Annotated in this window: 20 protein-coding genes; 13 read left to right on the top strand and 7 right to left on the bottom strand. The window is 75.4% G+C overall.

The genetic code is table 11. The features are described from left to right. The first annotated feature begins 27 nt into the window (after nucleotides 1-27). Together purE and A3CO_RS0119505 are read left to right on the top strand one after the other, a co-directional pair. Nucleotides 28-531 (top strand): 5-(carboxyamino)imidazole ribonucleotide mutase, encoded by a 504-nt coding sequence (gene purE / locus A3CO_RS0119510; protein WP_026204787.1) that lies wholly within the window; start codon nucleotides 28-30, stop codon nucleotides 529-531. 152 nt (nucleotides 532-683) lie between these two features. Further along, nucleotides 684-1,841, top strand: a complete 1,158-nt coding sequence (locus tag A3CO_RS0119505) for an acyl-CoA dehydrogenase (protein WP_018333928.1) — start codon at nucleotides 684-686, stop codon at nucleotides 1,839-1,841. 1 nt (nucleotide 1,842) lies between these two features. On the opposite strand, the gene A3CO_RS0119500 is transcribed toward A3CO_RS0119505, so the two are convergent. Together A3CO_RS0119500 and A3CO_RS33250 are read right to left on the bottom strand one after the other, a co-directional pair. Continuing rightward, nucleotides 1,843-2,541 (bottom strand): TIGR03089 family protein, encoded by a 699-nt coding sequence (locus A3CO_RS0119500; protein WP_018333927.1) that lies wholly within the window; start codon nucleotides 2,539-2,541, stop codon nucleotides 1,843-1,845. A gap of 23 nt (nucleotides 2,542-2,564) precedes the next feature. Then, the gene (locus tag A3CO_RS33250; protein WP_018333926.1) at nucleotides 2,565-4,334 is read right to left on the bottom strand and encodes an LCP family protein; all 1,770 of its coding nucleotides are present in this window, start codon (nucleotides 4,332-4,334) and stop codon (nucleotides 2,565-2,567) included. 244 nt (nucleotides 4,335-4,578) lie between these two features. On the opposite strand from A3CO_RS33250, the gene rfbD reads away from it, so the two are divergent. The 3 genes from rfbD to A3CO_RS0119480 all read left to right on the top strand — a co-directional run bounded on the left by rfbD (nucleotide 4,579) and on the right by A3CO_RS0119480 (nucleotide 6,763). Then, nucleotides 4,579-5,472, top strand: coding sequence for a dTDP-4-dehydrorhamnose reductase (gene rfbD, locus A3CO_RS0119490; protein WP_018333925.1), 894 nt, complete (start codon nucleotides 4,579-4,581; stop codon nucleotides 5,470-5,472). A 128-nt stretch (nucleotides 5,473-5,600) separates the two neighbouring features. Then, entirely contained in the window at nucleotides 5,601-5,846 is a 246-nt protein-coding gene (locus A3CO_RS0119485; protein ID WP_018333924.1) for a hypothetical protein, read from the top strand. Nucleotides 5,847-5,881: 35 nt separating this feature from the next. Continuing rightward, entirely contained in the window at nucleotides 5,882-6,763 is an 882-nt protein-coding gene (locus A3CO_RS0119480; RefSeq protein ID WP_018333923.1) for a glycosyltransferase family 2 protein, read from the top strand. 30 nt (nucleotides 6,764-6,793) lie between these two features. On the opposite strand, the gene A3CO_RS36095 is transcribed toward A3CO_RS0119480, so the two are convergent. After that, on the bottom strand, nucleotides 6,794-7,258 hold the full coding sequence (locus A3CO_RS36095) for a hypothetical protein (protein ID WP_018333922.1): 465 nt from the start codon (nucleotides 7,256-7,258) through the stop codon (nucleotides 6,794-6,796). A gap of 154 nt (nucleotides 7,259-7,412) precedes the next feature. On the opposite strand from A3CO_RS36095, the gene manB reads away from it, so the two are divergent. The 4 genes from manB to A3CO_RS36090 all read left to right on the top strand — a co-directional run bounded on the left by manB (nucleotide 7,413) and on the right by A3CO_RS36090 (nucleotide 11,207). Beyond that, nucleotides 7,413-8,510 carry a mannose-1-phosphate guanylyltransferase gene (gene manB, locus A3CO_RS0119470; protein WP_026204785.1) on the top strand — a complete coding sequence of 366 codons (1,098 nt, stop codon included), beginning with the start codon at nucleotides 7,413-7,415 and terminating at the stop codon, nucleotides 8,508-8,510. After that, nucleotides 8,503-9,435, top strand: a complete 933-nt coding sequence (locus A3CO_RS0119465) for a DNA-3-methyladenine glycosylase family protein (RefSeq protein WP_018333920.1) — start codon at nucleotides 8,503-8,505, stop codon at nucleotides 9,433-9,435. The genes manB and A3CO_RS0119465 overlap by 8 nt, the downstream gene beginning before the upstream one ends. A gap of 3 nt (nucleotides 9,436-9,438) precedes the next feature. Then, nucleotides 9,439-9,954 (top strand): MerR family transcriptional regulator, encoded by a 516-nt coding sequence (locus A3CO_RS0119460; RefSeq protein WP_018333919.1) that lies wholly within the window; start codon nucleotides 9,439-9,441, stop codon nucleotides 9,952-9,954. Nucleotides 9,955-10,019: 65 nt separating this feature from the next. Beyond that, nucleotides 10,020-11,207, top strand: coding sequence for a hypothetical protein (locus A3CO_RS36090; RefSeq protein WP_018333918.1), 1,188 nt, complete (start codon nucleotides 10,020-10,022; stop codon nucleotides 11,205-11,207). On the opposite strand, the gene A3CO_RS0119450 is transcribed toward A3CO_RS36090, so the two are convergent. Genes A3CO_RS0119450 through A3CO_RS0119435 form a run of 4 tightly spaced genes read right to left on the bottom strand, consistent with a single transcriptional unit; the run spans nucleotide 11,176 to nucleotide 14,861 of the window. Next, the gene (locus A3CO_RS0119450; RefSeq protein WP_018333917.1) at nucleotides 11,176-11,736 is read right to left on the bottom strand and encodes an NUDIX hydrolase; all 561 of its coding nucleotides are present in this window, start codon (nucleotides 11,734-11,736) and stop codon (nucleotides 11,176-11,178) included. The genes A3CO_RS36090 and A3CO_RS0119450 overlap by 32 nt on opposite strands. Then, on the bottom strand, nucleotides 11,733-13,100 hold the full coding sequence (locus A3CO_RS0119445) for a coenzyme F420-0:L-glutamate ligase (RefSeq protein ID WP_026204782.1): 1,368 nt from the start codon (nucleotides 13,098-13,100) through the stop codon (nucleotides 11,733-11,735). Before A3CO_RS0119445 ends, A3CO_RS0119450 begins: the two co-directional genes overlap by 4 nt. Further along, complete coding sequence (gene cofD / locus A3CO_RS0119440; protein WP_018333915.1) at nucleotides 13,093-14,052, bottom strand: 2-phospho-L-lactate transferase; 960 nt, start codon at nucleotides 14,050-14,052, stop codon at nucleotides 13,093-13,095. The genes A3CO_RS0119445 and cofD overlap by 8 nt, the downstream gene beginning before the upstream one ends. Before the next feature lie 47 nt (nucleotides 14,053-14,099). Further along, a complete protein-coding gene (locus A3CO_RS0119435; protein ID WP_018333914.1) occupies nucleotides 14,100-14,861 on the bottom strand; it encodes a site-2 protease family protein in 762 nt (253 codons plus the stop codon). A gap of 329 nt (nucleotides 14,862-15,190) precedes the next feature. On the opposite strand from A3CO_RS0119435, the gene A3CO_RS0119430 reads away from it, so the two are divergent. From A3CO_RS0119430 to A3CO_RS0119415, 4 genes are all read left to right on the top strand, one after another. Beyond that, nucleotides 15,191-15,442 carry a WhiB family transcriptional regulator gene (locus A3CO_RS0119430; RefSeq protein WP_033414730.1) on the top strand — a complete coding sequence of 84 codons (252 nt, stop codon included), beginning with the start codon at nucleotides 15,191-15,193 and terminating at the stop codon, nucleotides 15,440-15,442. Nucleotides 15,443-15,558: 116 nt separating this feature from the next. Next, a complete protein-coding gene (locus tag A3CO_RS38765; RefSeq protein WP_018333912.1) occupies nucleotides 15,559-19,254 on the top strand; it encodes a glycosyltransferase in 3,696 nt (1,231 codons plus the stop codon). Between the two features lie 10 nt (nucleotides 19,255-19,264). Next, nucleotides 19,265-19,639, top strand: coding sequence for a VOC family protein (locus A3CO_RS0119420; protein WP_026204780.1), 375 nt, complete (start codon nucleotides 19,265-19,267; stop codon nucleotides 19,637-19,639). Between the two features lie 120 nt (nucleotides 19,640-19,759). Then, entirely contained in the window at nucleotides 19,760-20,719 is a 960-nt protein-coding gene (locus A3CO_RS0119415; RefSeq protein ID WP_026204779.1) for an IS481 family transposase, read from the top strand. Nucleotides 20,720-20,725: the final 6 nt, after the last annotated feature.

The raw sequence follows: 20,725 nt of genomic DNA, 5'->3' as shown, positions 1-20,725 counted from the left end.
GACTCCTCCCAGGTCTCGGACGCCCGGCTGCCCCCGCTGGTCGGCATCGTCATGGGGTCGGACTCCGACTGGCCGACGATGCAGGCCGCCGCGCAGGCCCTCGACGAGTTCGGCGTGCCGTGGGAGGCCCGGGTCCTCTCGGCCCACCGCACGCCGCGCGCGATGCTGGAGTGGTCGGAGACGGCGGCGTCCCGCGGCCTGCGCGTGGTGGTCGCGGGCGCGGGCGGGGCGGCCCACCTGCCGGGCATGGTCGCGGCGGCGACCGTCCTGCCGGTGATCGGCGTGCCCGTGCCGCTCAAGCACCTCGACGGCATGGACTCGCTGCTCTCGATCGTGCAGATGCCCGCGGGCGTGCCGGTCGCGACGGTGTCGATCGGCGGCGCCCGCAACGGTGGCCTGCTCGCCGTCCGCATCCTCGCCGCGGCCGACGCCGGGCTCGCCGCCCGCATGGCCGACTTCCAGGCCGACCTGCGCACCTCCGTGGCGGGCAAGGACGAGGCCGTCCGCAAGCTGGGGCCCGGCTCGTCCTGAGGGCGGGCGGGCCGCCCCGGGCCGACGCGGCGCCGACCCTCCGCCCGGGGACGTCCCGCGAGGGCGAGAGTCATCCCACGAACGGTAGGACGTCCAACCAATCCGGCTGTACCGTCGCTCCCGAGCATGTTTCGGTTCGGGAGGAGTTCGCGGTGAACCCGGAGTTCGACGTCTACGACCTGGGCGAGGAGCGCGCTGCGCTGCGGGAGGCCATCCGCGCGCTGAGCGAGAAGGAGATCGCGCCGTTCGCGGCGGAGGTCGACCAGCAGGCCCGGTTCCCGCAGGAGGCCCGCGACGCGCTGACCGCCTCCGGCTTCCACGCCATCCACATCCCCGAGCAGTACGCCGGTGAGGGCGCCGACTCGATCGTCGCCTGCATGGTCATCGAGGAGGTGGCGCGCGTCGACGCGTCGGCCTCGCTCATCCCGGCGGTGAACAAGCTCGGCTCGATGCCGATCATCCTGTCCGGCTCGGAGGAGCTGAAGCAGGAGGTCCTGCCGACGATCGCACGCGGCGAGTCGATGATCAGCTACGCGCTCTCCGAGCGGGAGGCCGGCTCGGACACCGTCTCGATGCGCACGCGCGCGCAGCAGGACGGGGACGACTGGGTCCTCAACGGCACCAAGTGCTGGATCACCAATGGTGGTATCTCCGACTGGTACACGGTCATGGCCAAGACCGACCCCGACAAGGGCGCCAACGGCATCTCGGCCTTCGTCGTGCACAAGGACGACCCGGGGTTCTCGGTCGGCCCCAAGGAGCACAAGCTCGGCATCAAGGGCTCGCCGACCACCGAGATCTACTTCGAGAACTGCCGCATCCCGGGCAGCCGGATCATCGGCGAGCCCGGCACCGGTCTGAAGACCGCGTTCGCCACGCTCGACCACACCCGCCCCACCATCGGGGCGCAGGCGGTCGGGATCGCGCAGGGCGCCCTCGACGCGGCCGTGGAGTACGTGAAGGACCGCAAGCAGTTCGGCAAGGCGGTCGCGGAGTTCCAGGGCGTGCAGTTCATGCTGGCCGACATGGCGATGAAGATCGAGGCGGCCCGCCACCTCGTCTACGTCGCCGCGGCGAAGGCCGAGCGGGGCGAGAAGAACATCGGGCTCATCGCCTCGGCGTCGAAGTGCTTCGCCTCGGACACCGCGATGGAGGTGACCACCGACGCCGTCCAGCTCTTCGGCGGCGCCGGCTACACCACCGACTTCCCGGTCGAGCGCATGATGCGCGACGCCAAGATCACGCAGATCTACGAGGGCACCAACCAGATCCAGCGGGTCGTCATGGGCCGCCAGGTCCTGCGCGGCTGATTCAGAGCCGCGCCGTGCACCTCTCGGCCTCGGCCCGCCGGTCGAGCGCCGAGGGGTCGGCGTGGCGCACCTGCACGAGTGAACCGCCGGCCGCGAGGACGGCGAGCAGCCCGTCGACGAGCCCGCCGTCGGCCGCCACCGGCCAGTCGGCCGTGGACAGCAGACGCGAGGCGGGACCGTAGTCGAGCTCCGCGGCCCGTCGTCGGGACCGCTCCACCACCTCGTCGACGGAGTGCGTCCCGAGGGCCGGACCGGAGCCCGCCACCGGGTCCGGGGTGAAGTGGTCCCCGTGCATCCGGACCTCGCTCGCGTAGTCGATCGCGTCGGCCGGCAGGTCCGCGAGCGGACGCCCGAAGGCGTCCAGCGAGAAGCCGACGACCAGGCCGGCATCGGCGTCCAGGTGGTCGGCGTCGACGAGCGCCACCGCGGGCCCGTCGTCGGTCACGTGCGCCCCGCACCACCACGCCCCGAGCAGTGCCACGGCCTTCTGCCAGTGCGCCGGGAGGGCCACCGAGACCCGGGTGCCGGGCTCGACGTCGCACTCGTCGCGCAGCAGGTTCGCGGTCTTCGCCACCCAGTTGGCGAGGGTCTCGCCGGAGAACTCGAGGCGTTCGCCGGTCGCGTCGTCGTAGAAGGTGATCAGCGGACGACGGGCGTCGGCGGCGAGGACGGGGGCGAGCAGGGCGTCGGTGACGGTCATCGGGCGGCGAGCCTAGTCGGCGCTCAGTTGACGCAGGGGATCCCGTCGGCGGTGATCGGCGGCTGCGGCGGAGGCGGCGGCGCGCTGTCGGCGCTGTCGGAGGGCGAGACGACCGCGCCGGGTCCGCGGTAGTCGGTGGCGAGCAGCACCTGCACCCCGCTGGGCGGCAGCGTGGCGTCCGGCCGCGTGGGCAGGCCGCCGAGGGCCCGTGCGACCACCCCGGCGCCGGCGTCACCACCGGGTCCGAAGAGCACGGCCGACGTGGTCGCCGTGCGGTCGGCGTTGCCGGAGCGCAGCTGCGTGTAGCCCTGCGCGCCGAGGATCTGCACGACGCGCGCCGCCGCGCCCCCGGTGCCCGAGGCGTTGCGGACGTCGACCGGGATCTGGGCCGGGGCCGGACCGGTCGGGACCAGCGGCGCGTCCTTGGGGCCGATCGCGTCGGCGACGAACTGCTTGATCTCGCTCTCGTTCACCTTGAGCGCGTCCCCGGCGTCGGTGCTGATGCCGCCCTCGGTGGGGATCGTCATGAAGCTGACGGCCCCACCGCTGACGCCCTGCATCTGCTGGGCGAAGCCCAGGAGATCCCAGTTGCCGTCGAGGACGACCGACTGCTTCACCGCGTCGAGGAGGCGCGCCAGCGTGATCGGGTCGGCGAGCGTGCCGGCCGAGAGGACCTTGTGCGAGAGCCCGGCGAGGAACGCCTGCTGACGGCGCACCCGGTCGAGGTCACCGAGCGGCAGCCCGTGGCGCTGGCGGACGAAGGCCAACGCGTCGTGGCCGGACACCGAGCGGGGACCGGCCGGGAAGTGGGCGCCGGAGAAGTCGTCGTCCACCGCGTTCTTGAGGCATACGTCGACGCCGCCGATCGCGTTGGTCAGGTTGAAGAAGCCGAGCAGGTTGATCTCGGCGTAGTGGTCGACCCCGATGCCGGTCAGTTCCTGCACGGTGTCGATCAACGCGGAGCGGCCGGCCTCGGAGGAGCGGACGTCGACGTCGCGCGGATCGGCGTCCCCGCCGGACACCAGCTTCTCCGCCATCGCGGCCTTCGCGCCGGGGTAGACCGAGTTCAGCTTGCCCTTGCCGACCTGACCCGGGATCGACACGTAGCTGTCGCGGGGCAGCGAGAAGGCCACCGCGCGGCTGCCGTCGTTCGGCACCCGCACCAGGATCATCGTGTCGGTGTTCAGCTCGCCGTCGGCCGAGCCCGCGTCGAGTTGGGCCAGCACGTTGCGCGGCAGCGGGTTGCCCTGCGCGTCGTTCCGGCTGTCGGTGCCGACGAGCAGGATGTCGGTGGCGCCGTCGGCGGCCGTGCCCTTCGACAGCGCGCCCGAGGTCGCGAAGCTGCCCGAGAGCGCCGCCCACGCCGTGCCGCTCACGGCGAGGACCAGCACCGACGCGATCGTCGCGACGACGCGCAGCATCCGCCAGGGACGACGGTCGCGACCTCCCGCGGGCGGGGGACCGGGGCGCGGCGGCGGGACGGGGCGGGCGGGTGCGGGCCGCGCCGGGGGCGGACCGGACGCACCGCCGGCGGGGGGCCGGGCCGGACCCTCCCGCAGGGCCACCGAGGACGGCGGGCGACCCATGCCCGCCGGAGCGGCGGCGCCGCCCGGGCCGGCGGGCCGGAGGTCCTGCAGGTCGCTGCGCCGCAGCCGTGCCGACGGACCCGCGGCGGGCGGGGCGGCCGCACTCCGGGCCTGGGGCTCGCGGCGACGCTCGGCGTCCGAGCGGCCCGCGGAGGGCCCGAACCGGCGCGCGGGATCGCGACGGGGGCGTCCTCGGTCGTCGTTCACGGGCGCCTCCCCTCACGTCTGAAGTCAGCGGCGTCGTCGTCAGTGTCGGTCACGGCGGTCGTCGTCGGGGCCGTGTCGGAGACATCGTCGTCTCGGCCGTCCGGCTCAAGGGCAGGCTAGACGGCCTCACCCGGCATTCCCGGGCACCACCCGTTCGGACCCGCCGCGGTCCGTCGGAGGATGACACAGCATCACCCGGCCGTGCGGACCGGGATCGATCTTCGGAGGCTCAAGCGTGCGGTGGATGGTGACGGGAGCGGGCGGAGCACTCGGGACGGACCTCGTCCGGGTCCTGACCGCGGGCGGTGAGCGGTTCCGGGCCTTCCTGCGGGCCGACCTCGACATCACCGACCCCGCCGCGGTGGAGGTGGCCGTCGGCGACTGGGCCGGCGGGGTCGACGAACCGGCCGTCCTGCTGAACGCGGCCGCCTTCACCGCCGTCGACCTCGCCGAGAGCGACGCCGACGCCGCCCGCGCCGCGCACGCGGTCAACGCCGACGCCCCCGGGCTGCTCGCGTCCGCCTGTGCCCGGCACGGCGCGCGGCTGGTGCACGTGTCCACCGACTACGTGTTCGACGGGCGCGGCCCGGCGGGACGGCCGGGTGCGGGCTACGAGCCGGACGACCCCACGGGCGCCCGCAGTGTCTACGGGCGCACGAAGGAACTGGGGGAGCAGCGGGTGCGGGACGCCCTCGACGCCCACCACGTCGTGCGCACCGCCTGGGTCTACGGCGACACCGGCGCCAACTTCGTCGCGACCATGGCCCGGCTGGCCGGCGTGCGCGACACCCTCGACGTCGTCGACGACCAGCACGGCTCCCCGACGTGGTCCGCGGACCTGGCCGCCGCCCTCGTGGCGCTGGGCCGCTCCGAGGCGCCCCCCGGGACCCTGCACGCGACGGGGAGCGGCGCCACCACCTGGTGCGGCTTCGCCCGCGCGGTGTTCGAGGAACTGGGGGCCGACCCGGGGCGGGTGCACGGCTGCACCACCGAGCAGTTCCCCCGCCCGGCCCCGCGTCCGGCCTGGTCGGTGCTGTCCCCGACCTCGTGGACGACCGCCGGACTGGACCCGCTGCCCGACTGGCGCGACGCGCTGCGGACGGCCGTCACCCGCCACCCGGAGCTGCTCGGCCGTTGACGGGACCGGAGGGCCCGTCCGGCGCAGACACCCGTCGTCGGGAAGATCGTCCGGAAACGGATGGAAGATTTTTCCGGGCATGTCGGCGATGGATCGTCACCTCTCGGCGCCTCACGCGTTCACGACGTATGGCGTTGGAGACGGTGCTGCTCGCCCTGTTGGGTGTGGTCGCGGTCGGGCTCGTGATCGATGCGGGCCGGGAGCGTCACCGACTCCGTGCCCGGATGGACCGTGCCACCCGCCGGGCTGCCGCGCCGCCGCCGCGGCGGACCGCCCCGCCGGTGCGTCCCGCGGCGAACACCGGCGGCCTCGGACCGGGGTCCTGGCAGTACTGGCCCGTCGCGCTCCCGGCGACCGACGAGACGCGTCGCTAGCCCCTCTTCCCGACGACGGGTGCGCGGCCGTCAGGATGGGCCGCATGCCGGGTCCGATCACGCCCTACGGGGACGACCTCGCCGTCGTCGTCGTGACCTACTCGCCGGGTGACTCGCTCCCGGCGTTCCTCGACTCGTTGGCCGACGCCACCACACGCCGCCCCACCGTGGTCCTGGCCGACAACGGGTCGACCGACGGCGTCCCCGAGGCGGCCGCGGCCGCCGGGCGCGCGCAGCTGCTGCCGATGGGGGAGAACCTCGGCTACGGCGCCGCGGCGAACCGCGCAGTCGCCGGGCTGCCGGCCGGCACCGGGTGGGTGCTGGTGTCCAACCCCGACATCGTGCTCGGCCCGAAGTCGCTGGACCTGCTCCTCGAGGCGGCCGACCGGTGGCCGCGCGCCGGGTCCCTCGGGCCGCTCATCCGGACCGACGGCGAGGTCTACCCGTCGGCGCGCCTCGTCCCGTCCCTGGGCCGCGGGGTGGGTCACGCCGTGTTCGGCGCGGTGTGGCCGCGGAACCCCTGGACGCGCTCCTACCGCCAGGAGGGGTCGGTCGCCGAGCGGACCGCCGGCTGGCTGTCGGGGTCCTGCGTGCTGCTGCGCCGCGAGGCCTGGGACTCGGTGGACGGGTTCGACCCGCGCTTCTTCATGTACTTCGAGGACGTCGACCTCGGGGACCGGCTCGGGCGCGCCGGCTGGCTCAACGTGTACGTGCCGGACGCCGAGGTGGTGCACACCGGCGGGCACGCCACGGAAACCGACGTGCCGACGTCGGCCCGCATGCTGCGCGAGCACCACCGCAGCGCCTACCGCTTCCTGGCCGACCGCTACCGCGGCGCCCGGTGGGCGCCGCTGCGGGTCGGGCTGCGCGCCGCGCTCGGGGTCCGCGCCCGGTGGAGCACCCGGCACGCGAGCTGACCGGCTCGTCCGCGGTCGTCCGAGGCATGCTCAGCGGCGGAAGAGCCGCCTCCAGAACGGGACCTTGACCCCCACCGGCGGGGTGGTGGGCGAGTCGTCGGGGCGGGGCTGCTCGTCGCGCGGGCGCTCCTGGGCGGGGAACGGCGCCGTCGGCGGCCGGGTCGCGGCCGTGCGGACGGTGGGCGCCTCCGCGGGGAGGGGACGCATCAGGGTCGGGTCGGAGACCTCGACCGGGGTGGTCTCGGGTTCCCGGGGGCTCCAGTCCGTGGGCTGACGATGCCGCCCGTCCTGGTGGTGGAGGGCGCTCGCCGACGGCCGGCGGTGACGCTGCGTCACCGCATCGTCGCCCGGACGCAGGGCCGACTGCGGGATCATCTGCGTGGCGGCGGCGTCGAAGGGTGACTGTGCGCTGTCAGGCGTCACCACGGTGGCATTGCGCTGCTGCGCCCGGGCGATAGCCTCCTGGGCGCGGTCCCACGCGTTCGACGGCTCCACCACGCTTCTCCTGCCCTGCTCCCGGCGGCGGATAGGGCGTCCGGTGGGCCCCGGAGGACCCGGACCGGTGACATCCGAGTGGAGTTCACACTAGCGCCCGGACACGACGCCGTCGTCACGCCGGGGCCGGAGACGTACCCAGGAGGGCACGAACGTGACGAGTACGGGGGGAACGGCCGAGGGCACGGCGGCGGTGGTGCTGGTCGGCGGGCAGGGCAGCCGGCTGCGGCCGCTGACGGCGTCGACGCCGAAGCCGATGCTGCCGACGGCGGGGGTGCCGTTCATCGGTCACCTGCTCTCGCGGATCGCCGCCACCGGCATCCGCCGGGTGGTGCTCGGCACCAGCTACCGCGCCGAGGTGTTCGCCGACTACCTCGGCGACGGGTCCGCGTTCGGGCTCGACCTCGAGTGCGTGCCCGAGCCCGAACCGCTGGGGACCGGCGGCGGCATCCGGCACGCCGCGGCCGCGCTCGACCCGGCCTTCGAGGAGGTCATGGTCTTCAACGGGGACATCCTGTCCGGGGTGGACCTCGGGGCCGTGCTGGCCGAGCACCGGGGCGCGGACGCCGACGCGACGCTGCACCTCGTCCGCGTGCCCGATCCCACCGCCTTCGGCTGCGTGCCCACGGACGCCACGGGGCGGGTCGAGGCGTTCCTGGAGAAGACGCTGAACCCGCCGACCGACCAGGTCAACGCGGGCTGCTACGTCTTCCGGCGGGCCGTGATCGACGCGATCCCGACGGGGCGTCCGGTCAGCGTCGAGCGCGAGACCTTCCCCGGTCTGCTGCGCGAGGGACGGCGGCTGCAGGGCCACGTGGAGTCGTCGTACTGGCTCGACCTCGGCACCCCCGCCGCGTTCGTGCGCGGCTGCGCCGACCTGGTGCAGGGCATCGCCCCGACCTCGGCGCTGCCCGGCCCGGTCGGCACCGCGCTGCTGCTCCCGGGCGCGAAGACCGCGGCGACCGCCTCGGTCTCCGACGGCAGCACCCTCGGCCGCGACGTCGTCGTGGGCGACGGGTCGCGCATCATCGGCTCGGTCGTGATGGACGGTGCGCGGATCGGGGACAACGTCGTCGTGACCCGCTCGGTGATCGGCCCCCACGCCGTCATCGGCGACGAGACGGTGGTGAGCGACGCCGTCATCGGCGACGACGTCACCGTCGGCGCCGGCTGCGAGCTGCGCGACGGCGTCCGCCTGTGGCCCGGTCTGTCCATCCCGGACGGCGGTCTGCGATTCTCGGGGAGTGCCTGAGGCCGTACTGACCGCGCGGGCCCCGGTCACCCGTCGCTGGGTTCCGGGCTTCGTGCTGGACATCGCCGCCCTGATCTCGCCACTGCGCCACGGCCGGGGCGACCCGACCTGCCGTATCGACGAGGCGGGGGTCGTGTGGCGCGTCGGCTCCACCCCGGCCGGCCCGGCGACCACACGGATCCGCCGGTCCGGCACGGAGGTCGTGGCCGACGCGTGGGGCGACGGCGCCGAGTGGGTCCTCGACGGGCTCCCCGCGCTGCTCGGCGCGGACGACGACGACGAGGGCTTCGTCGGCCACCACCCGCTGGTGGCCGACGCCCGGCACCGCCTGCCGGGGCTGCGGCTCGGGGCGTGCGGCGCGGTGTGGGACCAGCTCTTCGCCGCGATCCTCGAGCAGAAGGTCACCGGCATCGAGGCCCACCGCTCCTGGCGGGAACTCTGCTGGCGCTTCGGCGGGACCGCGCCCGGTCCGGCGCCGCAGGGCATGCGGGTGCCGCCGACGCCGCGCGACACGAAGGCGATCCCCGACTGGGAGTGGCACAAGGCGGGCGTGGACCAGTCCCGGCGCCGCGCGATCCTCGCGGCGGCGACGGTCGCGCACCGGCTCGAGAAGGCCGTGGAGCTGCGCGGGGTCGAGGGACGGTCGCTGCTGCGCAAGGTCCCCGGCATCGGTGTGTGGACCGCCGCGGAGGTGGCCCAGCGCGCCTGGGGCGACCCGGACGCCGTCTCGATCGGCGACTTCCACATCCCCTCGACCGTCGGCTACGCCCTCGTCGGCCGGAAGCTCGACGACGCCGGGATGATGGAGGTCCTCGCCTGCTACGCGCCGCAGCGCCAGCGCGCGGTGCGCTACGTCGAGGCCTCCGGGTTCCGGCGGCCCCGCTTCGGGCCGCGGTACTCGCCGCGCGACTTCCGGGAGTACTGAGCCGTGACGGGGTTCAGCGCCGTGACGGGGTTCAGCGCCGCCGAGGTCGCCCGCGCAAGCGGGCAGCCGCTCACGGCGCTGCGCCCCGGCCTGTGGTCGCGGGACGACCTCGTCGAGCTGCAACGGACGCTGCTGTGTCGGGAGCTCGGCCTTCCCGACGACGGGTGCGCCTCGTCGGTCGAGCTCCTCGGGCTGCTCGAGGCCGTGCGCGACCGGCTGGACCGGCAGCTCGCCGCCGTCCGCGGCACCGCCGACGGGCGGCTGGACACCCCGGCCGGGATGTTGGACGGCTTCGGCGACCGGCCGGGGCCGGACGAGGCGCTCGACGACCTCGGGCTCGCATGGGCCCGGGCGTGGACGGCGGGCGAACCGGTCGACTCGCCGGCGGCGCGCGCCGTCGCCCGGCGACACCGCGCGACGGCGGGCCCCGGGGTCGACGAGGCGCTGGCGGCCGTCCTCGACCGGCACGCCCTCGGCGTCGCCGCCTATGCCCGCGACGCGCTCGACGTCGGCGGCTGAGCACCCGCTGTGGATCCGCGCCCGTCGCTGGCGGCGCGGCCCGGGGAGCGGACAGTCTCGCCGGTGTGATCATCCGTCGCGTGCTGCCCGTCCTGGTCCTGGTGGCCGTCCTCGTGACCGCGGGTTGCAGCAGCACGGTCCGGTCGGTCGTCGGCGCCCGCGACCGGCACGTGCTGAACGGGACGGTGACGGCCGAGTCCGGCTCGACGTGGACGGTGCTCGCGACGACCGGGGTGAGCTGGACGGTGCAGCTCACGCCCACGACGCGCTACGGGCGGACGCACCAGCCCACCGACGCCGCGCACTTCCCGGTCGGCTCCCGGGTCCGCGTGGTCGGCACGCCGTCGGGGACCACGGGGACCACGGGGACCACGGGGACCACGCTGACGGCACGCCAGGTCCTCCCGTCGCTCTCCGTCCGGCCGGGCCAGACCGCGACCGCCCGCCCCACGGCGCCGACCACGACTCCGCCCCCGACCGCCACCAGCGCACCTCCGCGGGTCTCGCCGGCCACCGCCGACGCGTCGGCGGGCACCGCCGTCGCGCAGGCCGTCGCGGCGGCCCCGGGCGGGGTCGCGGTCGGCGTCGCGGTGATGGACACGACCGACGGTGCGGTCGTCGGGGGCAGCACCGGGTCGACCGGCTTCGAGTCGGCGTCGGTGGTCAAGCTGTTCACGATCGTCGACCTGCTCCACCACGCCGAGGCCGGCGACATCACGCTGTCGCCGGACGACATGACGGCCGTCGGCCGCGCGCTGAGCCTCTCCGACGACGACGCGATGGACACGCTGTGGGAGGAGTACGGGGGCACGCAGACGATCACCGACGTCGTCTCCCTCGCCGGCCTGCAGGACACCACCCCGCCCACCGATCCCGACGAGTGGGGCGAGACCGTGATCTCCGCGCGCGACGTCCTCGCGGTCTACCGCTACGCGTTCACCGCCCTCTCGGCGGCCGACCAGCAGGTGGTGCGGACCGGGCTCGCGAACGCCGCCGACGCCGGCGCCGACGGCTTCGACCAGGCCTTCGGCCTGCTGGACCCGCCCCGGCCGACCGGGGCGATGGCGAAGCAGGGCTGGATGTCCGACGGCGACCTCTACCTGCACACCACCGGCGTCCCCGCGGCCGGGTCGTCGTGGGTCGTCGCGGTGCTCAGCCGGCTGCCCGGCGGCGACTCGTGGGACACCGCGCGCTCGGCGGTGGACACGGTGACCCGCACCCTCACGACCGGGCTGACGGCTCCGACGGCGTGAGCGACCGGCCGAACGCCCGCCCGAAAGCCACGTCGTCGGGCAGCTCGGCGAGCGGCCACCACCGCAGGTCGACCGACTCGTCGCTGCGGACGGCGGTCGCGCCCGCCGGGGCCCGGACGAGGTAGCGGACGTCGAGGTGCCGGGTGGGCACCCCGAGCGAGCAGGTGACCGGGTGGACGTCGAGGTGCACCGGCGCGTCGGAGATCGTGAGGTCGGCGATGCCCGACTCCTCGGTGGCCTCGCGCAGCGCCGCGTCGCGCAGCGTCGGGTCGTCGGCCTCGATGTGGCCGCCGAGCTGCAGCCAGCGACCCACCCGCGGGTGCAGCGTCAGCAGCGCGTGCTCCCCGACGGCGTCGACGACGAGGGCCGAGGCCGTCAGGTGCCCGCTCGCGCAGGCCCGGGCGCAGGCGTCGGACCGCGCGGCGAGGTAGGCGAGCAGGGCGTACCGGATCGCCGACTGGTCGGGCGTCGGCGCCTCCCACGCCGTCAGGACCGCCGTGGCGTCGTCGTGCACGGGCGGCGGCGTCACCGCTCCACCAGCCGGTCGTCGGCGGTCGGCTCGCCGCGCGCGGCGGGCGGCTCGGCCGGATGCCCCAGGGCGACCGCACCGAGCGGTTCCCACGTCGGCGGCAGGTCCAGCACCGAGCGCACCAGGTCGGCCGCGAAGATCGTCGAGCCGACCCAGCACGAGCCCAGGTCCTCCGCGGCGAGCGCCACCAGCAGGCCCTGCACCGCCGCACCGCCCGCGACGGTGAACATCGTGGCCTCGCCGGCGGACCGGCGGGCGTCGGGGTAGTCGTGGGCCCCGCCGTCGGGACCCCGCACGAGGAACGGCAGCACCAGCTCCGGCGCCCGGTACAGCAGGTCGCCGCGGGCGAGCCGCTTCTCGACCTGGGCCGCGGTGAACCCGTCGTCCTCGAGGTCGGCGCGCCAGGCGGTGGCCATGGCGTCGAGCAGTTCCCGACGACGGGTCGCGTCGCGCAGCCACACGAAGCGCACCGGCCGCGAGTGGTGCGGCGCGGGCGCGGTGAGGCCGGCCGCGACGGCCCGGCGGACGGCGTCCGGGTCGACCGGCTCGTCGGCGAACGCCCGCACCGAGCGGCGGGCGGGCACGGCCTCCCGCCGACCGCGGGCGATGGCCTCGTTCGTGCCGAGCCAGAAGAGGTCCTCCTCGACGGGCCGGACCAGCTCGCCCGCCGTCGGGCCGGTCCCGCGCAGCGCGCCGAGGCCGCGGACGACGGCGACCGGCACCCCGCCCAGCTTGCCCTTGACCAGGTCCGCGGCCGAGGCGATCTCGTCGGCCACCGCGACCTGCGTGACCAGCAGTTCGTTGCCCTGCCGGTCGACGGCCCCGCCGTAGCCGTGCAGCGCGACGAGCCCCGCCGAGCCGATCGCGGCGTCGGTCTGGCCCGAGCGCCAGCAGCGCCCCATGGTGTCGGTGACGACCACCGCGACGTCGACGCCCAGCGCGGTGGTCAGGTGCGCCCGCAGTCGGGCCGCCGAGCCGTCGGGGTCGACGGGCAACAGCGCGACCTCGTCGGTCTCGACGTTGGAGCCGTCGACGCCGGCGGCGGCCTGCACGATGCCGAGCCGGTTCGTGACGATCTTGGTGCGGCCCTTCGTCGCGAGGACCCGGACCGTCTCGTCGTCGATCAGCCGACGGCGCGCGGCGTCGCGCTCCTCGGGGTCGCGCGGGACGGTGACCAGCCGGCCCTCGACCTTGGAGAACACCTTCGAGGTCACGACCACGACGTCGCCGTCGACCACCTGTCCGCGCAGCGCCTCGGTCAGCGCGGCGGCGAGGTCGTCGCCCGGGCGGAACTCGGGCAGGCCGGGCACGCCCCACGCAGTGATGCCGTCGGTGGCGGCGTGGTCGGTGGGCACGTCAGACATGCAGGCCCGCCAGGTCGATCGCCGCCCGGACCATCGCCGCGGTGGCCTCCGGGTCGCTCATCAGCAGCGGGACCGAGCGGACCGCCACCCCGGGCACCTCGGCGGTGTCGGTCTCGTGCACGAGCCAGCCGTCGAGCAGGCCGCCGGCGGAGCGGGCGCCGTAGTGCAGCCCGACGCCCTCCGCGGAGACCTCCACGCCCACCGCGTCGAGGCAGGCCTCGGCCATCCCGCGGACCGCGCGGCCGCCGATGATCGGGCTGATCCCGACGACGGGTGCGGTGGCGGCGGTGAGGGCCGCCCGCAGGCCGGGGACGTCGACGACGGTGCCGACGCTGACCACCGGGTTGGACGGCGCCAGCAGCACGAGATCGGCCCCGGCGATCGCCGTGAGGGCGGCCGGGCAGGCGGTCGCCTGGTCGCGCCCGACGGAGGCGAACCCCTGCGCGGGCGGGACGGCGCGGTAGCGGACCCACCACTCCTGGAAGTGGACCGCGCGCCGCTCGCCGGTGTCCGGGTCGTCGATGACCACGTGGGTCTCGATCCGGTCGTCGCTCGCGGGGATGAGCGCGACGCCGGGCTTCCACCGGTTGCACAGGGCCTCGGTGACCTGCGAGAGCGGGTAGCCGGCGCGCAGCATGCGGGTGCGGACCAGGTGGGTGGCGACGTCCCGGTCGCCGAGCCCGAACCACGTCGGGTCGGCGCCGTAGGCCTCCAGCTCGGCCTTGACCGACCACGTCTCGCCGGCGCGGCCCCACCCCTTCTCGGCGTCGATGCCGCCGCCGAGGGTGTACATGCAGGTGTCGAGGTCCGGGCAGACCCGCAGGCCGTGCAGCCAGATGTCGTCCCCGACGTTGACCACCGCGGAGACCTCGTCCGTGGGCCTCAGCGCCGCCAGGACCCCCTGCAGGAACCGCGCGCCGCCGACGCCCCCGACCAGAACCGTGACCTTCACGCCGATGATCGTGCCCCCGACCCCCGACAGCGTGCCGGGTCGGGGTCCTAGCGCTGCCAGAAGAAGAAGATCGCGCGCCCGGCCTCGGCCAGCGACAGGTCGCCGCCGGTGGCCTGGTAGACGAACGACGCGAGGCCGAACAGCGCCTGCGCCGCGGGGGAGAAGAGGAGCAGCACGACGAAGAGCACGAGGGGGGCGTACGGCGTGAACGGGGCGACCGTCTGCCGGGTCCGGTCGGAGAGGTACGGGTCGAGGACGCCCCACCCGTCCAGCCCGGGGATCGGCAGGATGTTCAGGACGAACGCGAGCACCTGGATCAGGGCGAGGAACGACAGCCCCGCCCCGAGGTAGACCGGCACCACCGGGACCAGCAGCGCGAGCAGCACCGCCAGCACCAGGTTCACCAGCGGACCGGCGAACGAGACCAGGCTCTGCGCCCACCGGGCGCGCAGGGTGCCGCGGGCGATGTAGACCGCGCCGCCGGGCAGCGGGATGCCGCCGATGATCAGGAACAGTACCGGGAGCACGAAGGTGAGGCCGGGGTTGGCGTACTTCGTGATGTCGAGCGTGAGGTAGCCCCGGGCCTTGACCCACGGGTCGCCGCAGCGGTGCGCGGTCAGGGCGTGGGCGAACTCGTGCAGGCAGAGCGAGACGCACCAGCCGGCCAGGATGATGATCACCACACCGGCCGTGACGGCGATCTCGGCGTCGAAGAGCGTCAGGACGCACCCGGCCACCGTCGCGGCGAGGAGCCCCAGGAAGATGGGGCTGGTCCGGGTCAGGCTCCCACCGGAGCGCAGGCTGGCCACGGGTCCAGTGTCCCAGGTCCGGGCGGGCCGGGAGACCACGCAGCGTCGATGAACGTCGAAAACACGTTCACCGCACGTGACGACCGTCCGTCGCGACATGCGGCCATGCGTGTACCCCGACTTGACCCACATGGAACGACACCGATGTAATTCCTGGCGACGTACACGCCGGCGCGGGGCCGGCGCTCCGCCAGCTGGGGAGTGCTAGCGGTGAGGGAGGCCGTGTGAACGGTGCGGAGAGCGGGTCGGTGGTGCTGGGCAGCGTGAGGTTCGACGGGACGTCCACGGCGGCAGGGGGACCGCACGGGGCCGGTCGGCCTCGTGACGTCCTGGGGGAGCTGTTCGCCGTCACGGGCGAGGACGAGCAGGAGTGGCAGGAACGCGCCCTGTGCGCGCAGACCGACCCGGAGGCGTTCTTCCCCGAGAAGGGCGGATCCACCCGGGAGGCCAAGCAGATCTGCAACAGCTGCGAGGTGCGCTCCGAGTGCCTGGAGTACGCCCTCGGGCACGACGAGCGGTTCGGTATCTGGGGTGGTCTCTCCGAGCGGGAGCGCCGCCGTCTGAAGCGTCGGGTGGTCTGACCCGGACGCTCCGGGTCACGGCGTGGTGACCCTGTCCGACGGCGCTGTCGGACCCCCCTTCTAGTCTCGGGCCCGTCCGGCGACCGCCGGGCGACCCGACGGCGGGAGGGACTGCGGTGGCCCCCACGGCGCCCGTGCTGGCGGTCCTCGTCTGTCACGACGGCGAGGCCTGGCTGCCCGAGACCCTCGGTGCCCTCGGCCGGCTCACCGTCGGGCCCCGTCGGGTCGTGGCGGTCGACACCGGCTCGCGGGACTCCACGCCCGATCTGCTGCGGTCGTCCAACCGCGTCGACGTCGTGCTCGACCTCCCCCGGGACACCCCGTTCGGGACGGCCGTCGCGGCGGCGGTGGCCGACGCGGACCGGCGGTGGGGTCGGGCCGAGGGGTCGGACCGCAGCTCGGGCGACTGGCTGTGGGTGCTGCACGACGACGCGGCCCCCGAGCCCTCGTGCCTCGACGTCCTGCTCTCCGTCGCCGAGGCCTCGCCGTCCGCGGCGATGCTCGGCCCCCTCCAGCTCGACTGGGACGATCCCCGGCTGGTCGTCGAGGCGGGCCTGTCCACCGACGCCTCCGGGCACCGGCAGACCGGCATCGGCTCCGACGAGCTCGACCTCGGGCAGTTCGCCACCAACTCCGAGGTGCTGGCGGTCGGGTCCGCGGGCGCCCTGGTCCGGCGCCGCGAGTGGGACGCCCTCGGCGGGTACGACTCGGCGTTCGGGCTGCTCCGCGAGGACCTCGACCTCGGCTGGCGCGTCAACCGCGCGGGCGGCCTGGTCCTCTGCGTCCCCTCCGCGCGGCTGCACCACGCCCGGGCGGTCACGGTCGGCGCGCGGGACCTCGACGCCCGGGGCACCGACGGCGGCCTGCGGACCACCGACCGTCGCAACGGCATGGCGACGGTCCTCGTCAACGGGTCCGCCGCCGCGTACGCGATCGGCCTGGTGCGCCTGCCGCTGCTCGCGGTGCTGCGGGCCATCGGCTTCCTCCTGCTGCGCCGCCCGCGGGCGGCCAACGCCGAGCTCGGCGCGATGGGCCGGCTGGTGGCCGATCTCGGCGACCTGCGGGAGGCCCGCCGCCGTCGTCGGCCCGACGCCGGGTCGGGGGACGTCCGCGGGCTGCTCACCAGCCGCACCACCCGCCTGCGCAACGCGGTGTCCGGGGGCCTCGCGAGCATCGTCCGCAACCGCGTCCGGGACGACCTCGACCTCGGGCGGCTGCCGGACTGGGCGGCCCGTCCCACGCGGGAGCCGGTCTCCGCCGCCGCGGCGGCGGCCGAGGGGCCCGAGGCGGGGGCGCTGCTCGTCGGGCAGGGCGCGCTGCCGGCCGGTGCCACCGCCCCCAAGCGGTCGAGCCGGCGCAAGGCCGGTCTGCGGCGCCCGGGCGGCGAGTCCGTCGCCGTGTCCCTGGCCGGGCCGGTCGCGTCGGGCGAGGCCGGTCCCACCGAGCTGATCGGCGCACGGAGCGGCCGCCACCGCACGGCGGAGCCCGACCCCGAGGCCGCCACCGCCCTGGTCGGGATTCCCGACCCCCGCGAGGCGCCGCACGCGGAGCCCGACCCGCGGCTCGTCGTCGTCCCGGTCACCCCCGGTCGCGTGCTGCGGGAGCTGCTGCTCGCGCCGCCCCTGCTGATGGTGCTGGCGCTCACCGCCGTGTCGCTGCTGGCCCAGCGCTCCCGCCTCGGCCTCGACCTCGCCGGCGGCCGCCTCCGGGTCCTGCCCGAGCTCGGTCCGCTGTGGGCGGCCTACCTCGCCGAGTGGCACCCGGTCGCCGGGGGTACGGCCGCACCGGCCTCGGCCGCGCTCGCCGTCGTCGGGGTCGTCGGCGGGCTGTTGTGGCCGGTCGCCGGCGCCTCCGGTCCCGCCGTCGCCGTGTCGCTCCTCCTCCTGGGGGCGCTGCCGCTCGCCGGGCTCGCGGCCTACGTCGCCACCCGCCCGGTCCGGGTCGGCCGCGTGCTCCGCGCCCTCGCGGCGTCGGTGTACGCGCTGCTCGGCATCGCCGGGGCCGCGGTCGCCCAGGGCCGGCTCGACGGCGTCGTGGTCGTCGTGCTGCTGCCGCTGGTCCTCGCGGGCGTGGCGGCGGTGCTGCGCGGCAGCCGCACCGCGGCGGGCGACGAGGGGACGCGTGGGCGACGGACGTCCTGGTGGAGCGCCGCCGCGGGCACCTCACTGTTGCTCGCGGTCGTGTCCGCGTTCGCGCCGCTGGTGCACCTCATGGTGCTCGTCGTGGTCGTCGTCGGGTTCGTGGCGGTCCCGGCGCCCGTGGGGGCGGCGAAGCGGCGGGCGGTCGCGCTGGCCGCCGTCGTGGTGCTGCCGGTGCTGCTGCTCCTGCCCTGGCCCTCGACCCTGCTCCGCGCCCCGCAGGTGCTCCTGCACGGCACCGGGTCACCGGTCGCCGAGCGGTTCACCAGCACGCTCGACGTGCTGTCCCTCGACCCCGGGGGCGCCGGGTCCCTGCCCGTCGTCGGGCTGATCGTGCTGGTCGCCGCGGTCGGTGGCGCCCTGCTCGCGCCGCGCCGCACGATGGTCCCCGGCCTCGGGATCATGCTGCTCGGGATCGTCGCCGCGGGCATCGTCGGGACGGTCGCGCTGGCGCCGCTCTCCGGCGGCGATCCCCGCCCGGGCTGGACCGGCCCCGCGCTCGCCTTCGCCGCGTGCGGAGCGCTGTGGAGTCTGCTCGCGCTCGTGGCCGAGGCCCGCGTGACGCCGCTCGGCACCCTCGTGACGGGACGGTCGGGGCCGAGGCACCGACCCGCCCCGCGTCAGCTCGGCGACCCCGCGATCGACCTCGGCCCCGAGGGCGTGCTCTCCCGCGTTGGCGGCGGGGCGCGCTCCGCGGCCTCCCGCCTGGGCACGGCGTTCTCCTCCCGGCTCCGGCTGCGCGCGAGTGCGGCCTCGACCGGGCGGGCCCGCGGCATCGCGGTCCCGGTGGCCGCCGCGGGCGCCGTCGCGCTCGCCGTGTGCGCCGCCCTCCTCGGGACCGGCGGCCCGCTCGCCGAGCGTCCCGCCCCGGTACTCGACGCGCAGCTGGCCGGTCGCCTCGCCGGCTCCGGGGCCACGGTGGTCGAGGTGGGCCTCGCCCCGCGTGCCGACGGCCGCGGTTTCGCCCTCGACGCCGACGCCACCCGCCGCGCGGGTGCCGACCTCTCCCGCTACGGCGACGACGACCTGGTGCCGGTCGGGGCGGCGCCCGCCCGGCTCACCCGCGACGTCACGGCGCTGCTGTCCGGTGACCCCGCCACGGTGCAGGCCGGCGCGGCGGAACTCGCCGCGTCCGGGACGGCGGCGGTGGTCCTGCCGGACGCCGGCGTCGCGGACCGCGCGGTGAGCGCCGGTGCCCCGCTGCTGACCCCGGCGGCGCCGACCTCCGACGGCCGCACGGTCCTCACGATCGGCCTGCCCGTGGCCGGGGCGGTCGTCCTCGAGCCGCCGGTGTCCGACGACGCCACCGACGCGAAGGCCGCGCCGCGCCGCCCGTCGGGCATCGGCATCCTGCCCGCGAGCCCGCCCGACGTCGGGGTGCTCATCTCGCCCGGCGCCGACCGTCGCCTGGTGGTGCTCGCCGCGGAGCGGGAGTCGGGGTGGACCGCCACGGTCGGCGGGACGCCCGCCGACATCATCCCGGCCTGGGGGCACCTCGTCGGGGTGCCGGTACCCGCCGGGGGCGGACCGGTGGTCGTCACCCGGGACACGACGCTGCGGGGCCTGCTCCTGCTGCTCCAGCTGGCGCTGGTGCTCTTCACGGTGCTCTCGGCGCTGCCGTCGCGGACGCGGCTGGACGAGCGGCCCGGCGAGCGTGTCGGGGGTCACCGCTAGCGTCCGCGGCATGCTCGATCACCTCGGGATCCCGGTCGCCGACGTCGACGCCGCCGTGGCCCGCTACCTGCAGATCTTCGCTCCGCTCGGCTTCAGAGAGGCGATGCGGATCCCGCACGAGGGGAGCGCCGTCGTCGGGCTCGCCGACGCGGCAGGGGTGCCGCGGTTCTGGCTGACGCCGGGAGGCCCGCTCGACCGGGAGCTGCACGTCGCGTTCTCGGCGCCCGACCGGGCGGCGGTCGACGCGGTGCACGAGGCGGCCCTGGCGGCCGGGGTGGAGGTGCTGCACGCCCCGCGGGAGTGGCCCGAGTACCACCCCGGCTACTACGGGGTGTTCCTCCGCGACCCCGACGGACACAACGTCGAGGCCGTCCACCACGGCTAGTTGTACTGACCACTGAGGTTAGGTACGCGGTGCGACACAGGGCGATGATCTTGATGTAGGTGAGGGCCTCCTGGCTCGGTGTGGATTGCGACATCTGCACCCCGAGCCAGGGAGGCCCTCGTGGTCCACCGTAATGCGCCCCTGACCCCGACCGGACGGCTACGGCTGGCCCGGTGTGTCGTTGAGGACGGCTGGTGCGAGCGCCGCGCCGCGGAACGGTTCCAGGTCTCGGTCACCACCACGCGACGTTGGGTCGGGCGCTATCGCGAGCTCGGCGAGGCCGGCATGGCCGACCGATCCTCGCGCCCGCACCACAGCCCCGCTCAGACCCCGACCCGCCGTGAGCGGCGCATCATCAAGGTCCGGGTCCTGCGCCGGTGGGGTCCGGCGCGGATCGGGTTCCTCCTCGGGATCTGGCCCTCGACGGTGCACAAGGTCCTGGTCCGCTACGGGCTGGCGCGTCTGTCTCATCTCGACCGCGCCACCGGCCGGGTGATCCGCCGCTACGAGCACCCCCACCCCGGGGACATGGTGCACGTCGACATCAAGAAGCTCGGCAACATTCCCGACGGCGGCGGCCACAAGGTCCTCGGTCGCGCCGTTGGCAAGCGCGACCGACGCCGGGGTATGGGCTATACCTACCTGCACAACGCCGTCGACGACCACTCCAGGCTGGCCTACACCGAACTGCTCGCAGACGAACGCAAGCAGACCGCCGCTGAGTTCTGGCGCCGCGCCCGGGTGTTCTTCGCCCACGCCGGCATCACCCGCATCCAGCGAGTTCTCACCGACAACGGCGCCTGCTACCGCTCCCGGGACTTCGCGGCTGCCCTGGCCGAGACCGGCATCGCCCACAAACGCACCCGGCCCTACCGTCCGCAGACCAATGGCAAGGTCGAGCGCTACAACCGCACCATGCTCGAGGAATGGGCCTACGCGGCGGCCTACCGCTCCGAGACCGCCCGCCGCGAGGCCTTTCCCCNCTGGCTGCACTCCTACAATCACCACCGCGGCCACACCGCGCTCGGCGGACACCCGCCCGCCAGCCGCGTGACCAACCTCAGTGGTCAGAACAGCTAGTCCTCG

The organism is Actinomycetospora chiangmaiensis DSM 45062 (assembly GCF_000379625.1).
Lineage (GTDB): Bacteria > Actinomycetota > Actinomycetes > Mycobacteriales > Pseudonocardiaceae > Actinomycetospora > Actinomycetospora chiangmaiensis.
This window is presented reverse-complemented; position numbering and strand designations above follow the sequence as displayed.